The organism is Streptomyces europaeiscabiei (assembly GCF_001550375.1).
GTDB lineage: Bacteria > Actinomycetota > Actinomycetes > Streptomycetales > Streptomycetaceae > Streptomyces > Streptomyces europaeiscabiei.
Genome location: NZ_LRTR01000776.1, coordinates 1 through 9,036 on the forward strand (window position 1 = coordinate 1; position 9,036 = coordinate 9,036).

The following is a 9,036-nucleotide window of genomic DNA, read 5'->3' on the forward strand; positions in this document are numbered from 1 at the left end:
CGACGCACCCGGGCCGCCCGCTGTCCGACGCCGGGCTCACCTCGTGCACCGCGGTCGCCGGGATCCGGCCGGTGCCCGGGCCCCGTCGAGGGGGCGTCGGGGTCGAGGTCGACGCGAGTGTGACCGTCGTCGGTGTCGGAGCCCCGGGACATCCTGCCGTCCGGTTCCTCCCTGCGGGGCCGACGCCGTTCTCGACCTCGTCGGCACCTCGGCCACACTCCGGCTGAGGCCCGAACCCTCCACGCGACCCGCGACGGTGGCCTCCTCAAGGTCGCGGCGCAGGAGTGTGCGGGGTCTGCCCGCACCGCGCTTCGACTCTCTTGTGGTTACCGAGGAACTACAGGAGAGTGAGCGTCGACCTGGACGAACGTGGTTTACGGCGACTGAGGAACCTGATGGTGACCAAGCAACAGCTCAAGGGCCTGCCCGAGGACGCGGATCTGAGGCGCGCGGACTCCCTGGCGCGGGAGATCTTCTCCGACGTCGCCAACAAGTGGGCGCTCCTGATCATCGAGACGCTCGGAGAGCGCACCCTGCGCTTCAGCGAGTTGCGCAACGAGGTCGAGGGTGTCAGTCACAAGATGCTCACCCAGAACCTGCGCATGCTGGAGCGCAACGGGCTGGTCGACCGGAAGGTGTACCCCACTGTGCCGCCGCGGGTCGAGTACACCCTGACCGAGCCGGGCCGGGCCCTGCGCACCACGGTCGACGCCCTGTGCGACTGGACCCACCGGTACCTCGGCCACATCGAGGGCGCCCGCGATCGCTTCGGCACCTGACGCACGCCCGGCAGCACACCCCGTCGCCTCCTTCAGCCGAGCGACGGTTGCAAGGTCGCGAGGGTCGGGCCGTCGGGGCGGACGGTGATGCCGTGCACCGCCTTCGTGGGGGTGGAGCGGAAGGCCGGGGTGTGGGCCGGCAGCAGGTGTTCGAGCAGGACGGTCGACTCGCGCAGCGCGAACTGCAGGCCGAGGCAGGCGCGGGGGCCGATACCGAAGGGGAAGTAGGCACCCGGGTGGGTGGGCCGGCCGTCCGGGGTGGTGAAACGCCGGGGGTCGAACCGCTCCGGGTCCGGCCACAGTTCGGGATCGCGGTGGGTGAGGTAGGGGCAGACCAGGAGGTCGGTGCCCGCCTTGACGGAGTAGCCGGCGAGCGTGTCGTCCTCGGTGGCGTGGCGGGGCAGGATCCAGGCGGACGGGTAGAACCGGAGCGTCTCGTGGACCAGGGCCTGGATGGCCTGACGGCGTTCCGCCGAGCCCTCGACCCCGGCGGCGAGGGCCTGTTCGCGGGCCTCGGGGTGCCGGTCGAGGAGCAGGTGGAGCCAGGTGAGGGTGGTCGCGGTGGTCTCGTGTCCGGCCGCGAGCAGGGTGACGAACTCGTCGCGGATCAGCCGGTCGGTGTACTCGGGGCGCTCGCTGGCGGCGTCGGTCAGGACGTGCAGCAGCCCCGGACCGTGGGGGCCCGCCGTCCCGGCGCGGGCTGCCGCGATGGCGTGCCGGGCGACCGTGTCGATCCGGGCGAGATCGGCGGCGACGGCGTCCCGGGCCTCGTCGGCGTCGGCGGGCAGGGTCGGAAGGGCGGCGCCCACGGTTTCCACGGCTTCCAGTTCGCGCTGGGTCCGGTCGTCGAGGGGGTGGCCGGTGAGAGAGCGCCAGATGGTGTCGAGGGCGAAGCGGCGCATCTCCTGGCCGACGTCGAAGCTCTGCCCGGTTCGGGCGTACACGTCCCAGCGTTCCGCGGTGGTCCGGGCGGCGGCGGTGATCCGCTGTTCGTAGCGGCGCATGCCGGTGCCGGTGAACTGGGACTGCAGCAGGCGGCGTTGCCGTTTCCACGCCGTGCCGGTGGCGGCCAGGACACCGTCGCCGATCAGCAGTCGGGCGCGGTGCGAACGCTTGACGTACCGCTCCGGCTGCCGGGCGAGGACGTGCTGCACCGCGGTCGGGTCCGTGACGAGAACCGTGGGCGCCGGGCCGAGGCGGAACGCCGCGACACCGCCGAGCCGTTCGCGCACCTGGGTCAGCAGCGCGACCAGTTCGCCTCCCCCCGAACGCCACCGCTCCACGAGCCCCGGCTCGGCCTCGGGCACCGGGCGCCCCGCTCCGGGAACGTGCGGAAGTGCGCCGGGACCGGCTTGGGTGTCCATGTGTCTTCCCCCTGATCGACCGCCGCGTCGGCCATGAACCGTTGAGCACGCGCAGTACGGACTGTACGGGAGCGGGCACAGCAGGTGAGAGGAGATCGCTGCCCGGAAGGGCACTGACGACTGCTGTGACACCGGACGCACCGCACCGTTTCGGGTGCCGGTAAATCGGTCGCGTCCCGGGAAGCGAGCCGCTACCTTCCGGCTGGCGCGCGAGGCACGCGGCGCTACGGCGAAGGGAGCCTGGAATGGGGACCGAGGACGCGCGGACCGACCGATTGGGCCTACTGCTCGACCAGTTCGACCAGGCCAGGGAGATGGCCCAGGTGCGGCTGACGGGGCTCGGCGACGAGGAGTACCTGTGGGAGCCGGTGCCGGATTGCTGGTCGCTCCGGCGCCGGGGCGAGGCGACGACGCCCAGGGCCTTCGGGCCGGGCGAGTGGGTGCTCGACCTGGGCGCCCCGGACATCCCGGCGAGCGAGTACGCCGAGGTCGCCCGGCAGGCCGCCGACGGCATGACCGTCGCCAGGATCGCGGACGACTGGGGTGTGAGCGTCGAGCGGGTCGAGCAGGTTCTCGCCCATACCGGTGCGCCGGAGCCCGACCGGACGCCGGTGACGACCATCGCGTGGCGACTGGCACACCTGCACGTCCAGTTCGCGGGCGGATGGGAGTGGACCTTCGGCGCACGGCGGCAGGATCCGAAGTTGTCGGTCGACTTCACCCCGTCCGCCGCCTCGGCACTCGACCGGTTCTGGCCACTGATCGACCGCTGGCGCGACAGCGTCGCCGGCGTCACCGACGAGCAACTCGACACGGTCGGCTTCTCGCAGTACCCGTACGGCTCCGCCCCGGACGACCCGTTCGTCGGCGTCCTGTCGGGGGCCAACCTCGAATTCATCCACCACATGGCGGAGATCGCCCTGCTCCGCGACCTGTGGCGGGCCCGCTCCACCGCATCGCAATCGTGAACTACATCGCATACCCGGGGTTCGGGTTGCGGGCGGGGGTGGGGCACATGTTCGGATGAGACGATGCGCTCCCCCCACCGCACAGATCCGCAACAGCATGCCCACGACCGCTCCGACGCGCCCCGCAACCCCTACGACGAACTCGGCACCCTCGACGACGGCCCACTGGAAGTGACCTCTCTGGAGGACTTCTTCGACGAGGGCGCCGCGGAGCGGGAGGCCGAGCCGGAGCCGGAGTGGACCCCGCCCGTCCATCGTCGCGGCGGCAGGCGTCGGCGTGGCCGTTTCGCCGGGCTGCCCCTCGCGGTGAAGGCGGTGGTGGGCGTGGTCGTCCTCGCCTCGTTCGCGGCGCTCGCCGACCGCTGGGCACTGCTGTACGCCGAACACGCGGCCGCGGACGCCCTGGAGGACCGGCTGCACCTGGCCGCGGCACCCGAGGTGGAGATCGGCGGCTTCCCCTTCGTCACCCAACTGGCGGGCAAGCGGCTGGACTCGGTGCGGGTGACCGTGCCGGACGTGGCGGCCGACCGGGTGTCGCTGGCGAAGGTGTCGGCCACGGCCCATGACATACGACTGGACCTCGACGGCCTCACCTCCGTGCGCGGCGCCCGCGTCCCGCGGCTCGACGGCGACGTGCTGCTGTCCTTCGCCGACCTCAACCGTGAACTCGGCGCGTCCCAGGTGACGTTCACCGGGGACGGCCGTGACCGGGTCCGGGCGCGCGGCACCCTGCCGGTCGCCGGGCGCGACCTGCGGCTGCGCGCCGAGGCAACGATCCAGCGGCAGGGCGAGAGGGGCATCGCCACCCGGATCGGCGGCATGCGCCTGGACATCGGGGACCTGGCCACCTACCGCCCCGGCTCGCGCGCCTCGGACGGCCTGCATCTGACACCGAAGGCGTCCGCCGACCTCGCCCGGGAGACCCGCAGGGCGAAGGCACTGCTGTCGGTCCCGGCGATCGTACGGCGGCTGGGGGTGTCCGACGCGACCGCGCGCGAGGCCCTGGGCGACGACGGCAAACTCACGGAACTGACCGGCTCCCCGCGCTTCGCCCGCCAGGCCCAGAGCCTCAATCTCATCGACCTGGCCCTGGACAACCCCGCCGTGCTGCGCGGTCTGGGCCTCGATCCCGACCTCCTCGACGCCCTGTCCCGGCTCACCCGCCCGGTCCTCGCCGACCGGCTGTCCCTGTCCTTCGAACTGCCGGAGCCGGAGCACGGGACCATGCGGCTGCGGGACGTCCGCGTGGAGGAGGACGGCATCCGGGTGCGCCTCACCGGGTCGGAACTGGCCGTGGGCGGCTCGTAGTTCTGTTTTCTTGATGAAATTTGGTGTGCAGATGTGTTGACCTCTGTTCGAGATCTCTTCTACTTTGCGGGAGTTACAGAGCCGCCGACCTGTACCCCAAGGTTTCGCGGACGCAACTGCCCTGAAAGGGATCTGGTGCCACTAAAGAACCATCGCGGGACAGCCTGCCTCGCGGCGTCGCTGGCCGGCGTCACGGCATTCGGCGGAGTCATCGCCTCCCCCGCGTCCGCCGCTCCCGCAGCCGCCGCCTCCCGCCACGCCTCGCCGCCGCCCGTCAGCGACTTCCGCGGCGTCAACTGGGCCGACCCGCGCGACAACTACGCCGACGACGCGGTCGTACCCTCGGGCCTGTCCACCACCGACAGTTACGCCACGACCTACGCCAAGTCCCGGGCGATCATCGGCGGGTTCTCCAAGCTCGGCGCCAACACGGTCCGGCTCCCGGTCAACCCCACGTCCGTGAACGGCCCCTTCTGGAAGTCGTACCGGGCCGCGATCGACGCCGCCACCGCCAAGGGCTTCAAGGTCATCCTGGGCTACTGGGAGGCCGACAACGCCAAGGACGGCAAGATCGACGACCAGGCCTCCTGGGACCGGATGTGGAAGCGGATCACCTCCGCCTACGGCCCCAACTCCAAGGTGTACTTCGAGCCGATGAACGAGCCGTTCGGCTACACCTCCCAGGAGTGGCGCGACGTGGCCGCCCGCTGGCTGAGCAAGCACCGGTCCATTCCCCGCGACCGGGTCCTCATCGGCGGCTTCAAGTACAGCGAGGACGTCAAGCCGGTGTGCGCCGACAGCCGGCTCGACGGGACCCGGATCGCCCTGCACAACTACGGCTTCTGGCACACCGACTGGACCAGCGTCGACCAGTGGAAGGCGGACTTCAAGGAGCGCATCGGCACCTGCGCCTCGCGCACGATCCTCGACGAGTTCGGTGCCTCCATGACGACCGGCCTGGACTACAACGGCCCGGTCAACGGCTCCAACGAGGTCGCCTACATCCAGGCCGCGACCGACGTCATCCGGGAGTTGCGCCTCGGTTCGGTCTACTGGCCCGGCCTGCGCAACGGTGACACCTACTCCCTCACCACCCTCCAGGGCACGGGCACCCGCCTCAGCCTGAAGGTCAACAACCGGAGCGGGCTCGACCGCCTGCACTGGGCCTGGAAGAAGTAGCGGCGACACGACGGCCGCGATACCCCCTTCCGGGTCCGGCGCCTCGGCGCGGCCGGACCCGGAAGGGGGCCCATCTGCCAGGGGACCCGCTCGGCCGACAGCAGGTTCGATGGGCGCCCAAAGGCCCTTCCTGTCAACGCAGTTGGTGACGCGCTCCCACTTCACGCTCCGCTATGCTCAGCCCCGGTCGAACATGTGACGACGACGCGGAAGGTCGCGCCCGGGGCTGTGCGGACCTCGGCGTGCCCGCCGTGGACGCGTACCGGCGTCGGCTCGCCGCGGGAGGCCGCCCATCCGGTACGGCTCGGTGAAACCCTTGATGCCGGACAGGGGCGTACGCGGGAACGGCGAGGCGTTTCCGAGAGGTGCGCCTCACCCGGCCTCCGCGGTGACGGATGGGCCCGGGTCATGGCAGCAGCCCCGCGCGCCGTGCCGCGGTGACCGCTTCGAAGCGGGTGGTGGTGCCGAGTTTGCGCATGACCGAGCGCAGGTAGCCCTTCACGGTCTCCAGGCCGATGTCGAGACGGCCGGAGATGTCGAGGTTGGTGCAGCCCGCGGCGACCGCGGTGAGGACGTCGAGTTCGCGTGGCGACAGACGCGGCGACGTCCGCGGTGACGGTTTCTCGGGCCCCTCGGCGCAACAGGCCTGCTCCAGCAGACAGCACACCTCGTGGAAACGCTCCTTGAGGTGTCCCTCGTCGAGTGTCGCTGTGAGGTGCAGCAGGTCGGTGTGGGCCTCGTGGACGCGTTCCAGGGTGGCGCCGTCACCGGGCGCGGTGCAGTCGCGTACGGCTCGGGCCTCCGACAGCAGCCGGTGGACCTGTTCGTGGGACGCGAGGAACTGCTCCAGGTCGCGCGCCGCCTGGGTCAGCGCCGTCCGCACCCGGTCGCCGAGGCGTACCGCGTCGCGCGATCCCACGAAGAGAACGGCCCGGACGGTGGTTCCCACGATCACGGGTGCCGCCGCCATCGCCCGCACCCCCTCGGCCGCGACGAAGGAGTCGTACTCGTGGCTGATCTGCCGAGCTGACCGGTAGTCGCTCACCGCCGCCGGCCGGCTGGTCGTCAGCACCTTGCCGATCAGTCCGGCCCCCGCCGGCACGGCCAGCCCCCGGCGGTCCCGCGACCTCACCCCGCTCGTCTCACTGATCCGTAGTTGCAGCGGTCCGACGACCCAGGCCGCCCCGGCGACGGGCATCCCGCTCTCCCTGCGCAGAGCCAGGACCGCGGCGCGGGCGGCCGCGGCCTCTTCGCTGTCTTCCGCGGGTAACACGACCGGGTCGACTCCTTACCTGACCGCCAGTGGGGGACGCGTCGCTGTAGTCGTGGAGCGCGGAATCGGCTGCCCTCTCGGGACAGCCGGCATCGTCCGGCGCCGGCACGGCCGACTCCCCCGTCGTTCAGGAGAACAGTTCTGCAAGCAGCTCGACTGCGTCAAGAGCACACAAGGGAAACATAGTTGATGCTCCATCAGTCCATTCGATGGTGACACGTGCACGCGCGGCGAAGCCGTTCCCTCCCGCACCGGCCCGCGTCACCCGCGACGCTGTTTGACCCGGTATTAAGGGATCTATTCCCTGCGCTTTACCCTCAGACGGGGGTAGCTGGCGGGCCCGGTTTACCTCATGGTGGTGCCACAAGCCGCTCCCCCTCCGGCCGGGCCGGGTGCGAGCCCCGCTTCCCGCCTCCCGCCCTTCCCCTCTCCCCCCTCCCCTCTCCCTCCTCCCCTCTCCCTCCTCCGACTCAAGGCCTGCTGGACGCAGGGCCGTTGTCTGCCCCCAGCCGGTCCGAGCTTGCGCTCACAGAGAGGTGCCCCATGGATTTCTCGCACTGTCCACGTCTCGCGGAACTCAGAGAAAGCGCTGTCGACCTCGCCCGGATGATCGCGGTCCACGAGGACGAATGCGAGGGCAGCAACGATCTGTGTCCGGAGAGCAGAGCGGTTCTCCGGCGGACCGGGCCGGCCAGTGGCCCGCACGCGATGAAGGCACCGGTCGCTCGGGGAGGCGCGGGACGCAGCTGGGGCGAGCGGGTGACCGGGGAAGAGGAGCTGCTAACACTCGCCAACGGTCTGTGGGGCGCCGTGTGGCGGCCGACCGCCACCGTCGTACTCGTCTCCACACCGGAGCAGCGCGAGTGGTATCTCCTCCCGGAGAACCGGGGCGAGCGTCTGGGGGCGAGGGCCGTCACCGTGCCGGATGCCGATTCCGGCCCCCGGCACGTAGCGACCGTCGCGGAGCGCGCACCTGACGGGTACCGCATCAGCGGTGCGAAGTGGTCAGTCGCCGTGGAGGGTGTGACGGGCCATCTGATCGTCCTGGCGATCGTCCGCCCCGACGGGACCCCCACGATGCTTTTCGTCCACAAGGACACACCAGGCGTACGGCCGGTGGGCACACGGGACGTACGGCTGGTGGACACACCGCGCTACGGCTACAACTTCGCCCTACGGACACCCGCACTTCGCCCTCGACGGTGTGGAGAGGGGCCACGACGCCGTCCTCGCCGAGGCGCGTGCCGGGCTCGGCCTCGTACGGGCCACCTCCTTCGAGGAGCGGGTCCTGATCGCAGCGCAGTCCGCGAGTGCCGCCGGGCGGGTACTGCGGCCGACGTCGGACCGGGCGCGCGAGCGGGTGCAGGGCGGGCAGCCCATCATCAGGCACCAGTTGATCCAGGCCGTGCCGGCGGACTCCGCCACCGACCGCGCCGTCAGCCGCGTGCTGGTGCACCGGGGCGCGGGGGAGATCGACCGGGGCGGCGACCCCGGAACGCTCGACGCCCGGGTGGCCCTGGCCAAGGTGTCGGCGACCGAGGCAGCAGGGCGGGTCGTCCACCGGGGTGGTGCAGTTCTTCGGCGGGCGCGGCTATGTGCGGGACAACCCGGTGGCGCACCTCTGGCGCAATGCCCGCGTCGACCGGTTCCGGATGGGTATCTCCGAGGTACAGCGGCTCATGGCCGCCGCCGAGATCGACGAGCGGGGACTGTCGGGCCCGTTGCGCTTCGCCACTGCGCCGGCCGGGGAGGGCGAGCCGCACACGCCACGGAGCCCGCCCGTGGAAGGGATCGCTCGGTGAGCGTGCCGACCGCGACGCCCCGGACCACGTCCCGGGTCCCGCACGACGACATCGAGCCCTGTCACGCGGTGCTCTACTACGCGCCCCAGGTTCGGAAGGCGTTCCTGGTGGTCGGGCTGAAGGGCACCTGGCGCGGCTGCTTCGGCGGGCGTGCCGCTGCGCTGGACCCTGCTCCGGCGGCCGTGGTCAGCATGCTCTTCCCTCGCTTCAAGCCGAGCCCGGTCGCCCGAGCCGTCCCGTCCGTGTGAGAGGCCGCGCTTCCCGATGCCGTACCGGCCGCCCGGTCGGCCGGTGTGGACGCGGCACTGCGCGCGCTGCCGGGCGACACGATCGACGGCCCCGACCTCGCCGAGGCCGCGCCGC

8 protein-coding genes and 1 pseudogene are annotated in these 9,036 nt (G+C 71.5%); 7 read left to right on the forward strand and 2 right to left on the reverse strand.

What is annotated here, in order from left to right:
- Positions 1-395 precede the first annotated feature (395 nt).
- Complete coding sequence (locus AWZ10_RS37990) at positions 396-779, forward strand: winged helix-turn-helix transcriptional regulator (RefSeq protein ID WP_046703595.1); 384 nt, start codon at positions 396-398, stop codon at positions 777-779.
- Between the two features lie 32 nt (positions 780-811).
- Here AWZ10_RS37990 and AWZ10_RS37995 read toward each other — a convergent pair whose 3' ends face one another.
- A complete protein-coding gene (locus AWZ10_RS37995) occupies positions 812-2,143 on the reverse strand; it encodes a cytochrome P450 (RefSeq protein WP_046709411.1) in 1,332 nt (443 codons plus the stop codon).
- A gap of 245 nt (positions 2,144-2,388) precedes the next feature.
- On the opposite strand from AWZ10_RS37995, the gene AWZ10_RS38000 reads away from it, so the two are divergent.
- The 3 genes from AWZ10_RS38000 to AWZ10_RS38010 all read left to right on the forward strand — a co-directional run bounded on the left by AWZ10_RS38000 (position 2,389) and on the right by AWZ10_RS38010 (position 5,598).
- Positions 2,389-3,111 carry a DinB family protein gene (locus AWZ10_RS38000; RefSeq protein ID WP_046709407.1) on the forward strand — a complete coding sequence of 241 codons (723 nt, stop codon included), beginning with the start codon at positions 2,389-2,391 and terminating at the stop codon, positions 3,109-3,111.
- Positions 3,112-3,174: 63 nt separating this feature from the next.
- Positions 3,175-4,419: an LmeA family phospholipid-binding protein gene (locus AWZ10_RS38005; protein ID WP_046709408.1), complete on the forward strand. Its 1,245-nt coding sequence runs from the start codon at positions 3,175-3,177 to the stop codon at positions 4,417-4,419.
- A 135-nt stretch (positions 4,420-4,554) separates the two neighbouring features.
- On the forward strand, positions 4,555-5,598 hold the full coding sequence (locus AWZ10_RS38010; RefSeq protein WP_046709409.1) for a glycoside hydrolase family 5 protein: 1,044 nt from the start codon (positions 4,555-4,557) through the stop codon (positions 5,596-5,598).
- Positions 5,599-6,004: 406 nt separating this feature from the next.
- On the opposite strand, the gene AWZ10_RS38015 is transcribed toward AWZ10_RS38010, so the two are convergent.
- The gene (locus AWZ10_RS38015; RefSeq protein WP_046709410.1) at positions 6,005-6,871 is read right to left on the reverse strand and encodes a LuxR C-terminal-related transcriptional regulator; all 867 of its coding nucleotides are present in this window, start codon (positions 6,869-6,871) and stop codon (positions 6,005-6,007) included.
- A 1,204-nt stretch (positions 6,872-8,075) separates the two neighbouring features.
- Between AWZ10_RS38015 and AWZ10_RS56010 the strand changes: the two are divergent.
- From AWZ10_RS56010 to AWZ10_RS38025, 3 genes and pseudogenes are all read left to right on the forward strand, one after another.
- Positions 8,076-8,375 (forward strand): annotated as a pseudogene (locus AWZ10_RS56010) (acyl-CoA dehydrogenase family protein); the annotation flags it as partial.
- A 64-nt stretch (positions 8,376-8,439) separates the two neighbouring features.
- Complete coding sequence (locus AWZ10_RS55350) at positions 8,440-8,673, forward strand: acyl-CoA dehydrogenase family protein (protein WP_279616667.1); 234 nt, start codon at positions 8,440-8,442, stop codon at positions 8,671-8,673.
- Entirely contained in the window at positions 8,670-8,921 is a 252-nt protein-coding gene (locus AWZ10_RS38025) for a helix-turn-helix domain-containing protein (RefSeq protein WP_159058511.1), read from the forward strand. The genes AWZ10_RS55350 and AWZ10_RS38025 overlap by 4 nt, the downstream gene beginning before the upstream one ends.
- Positions 8,922-9,036 lie beyond the last annotated feature (115 nt).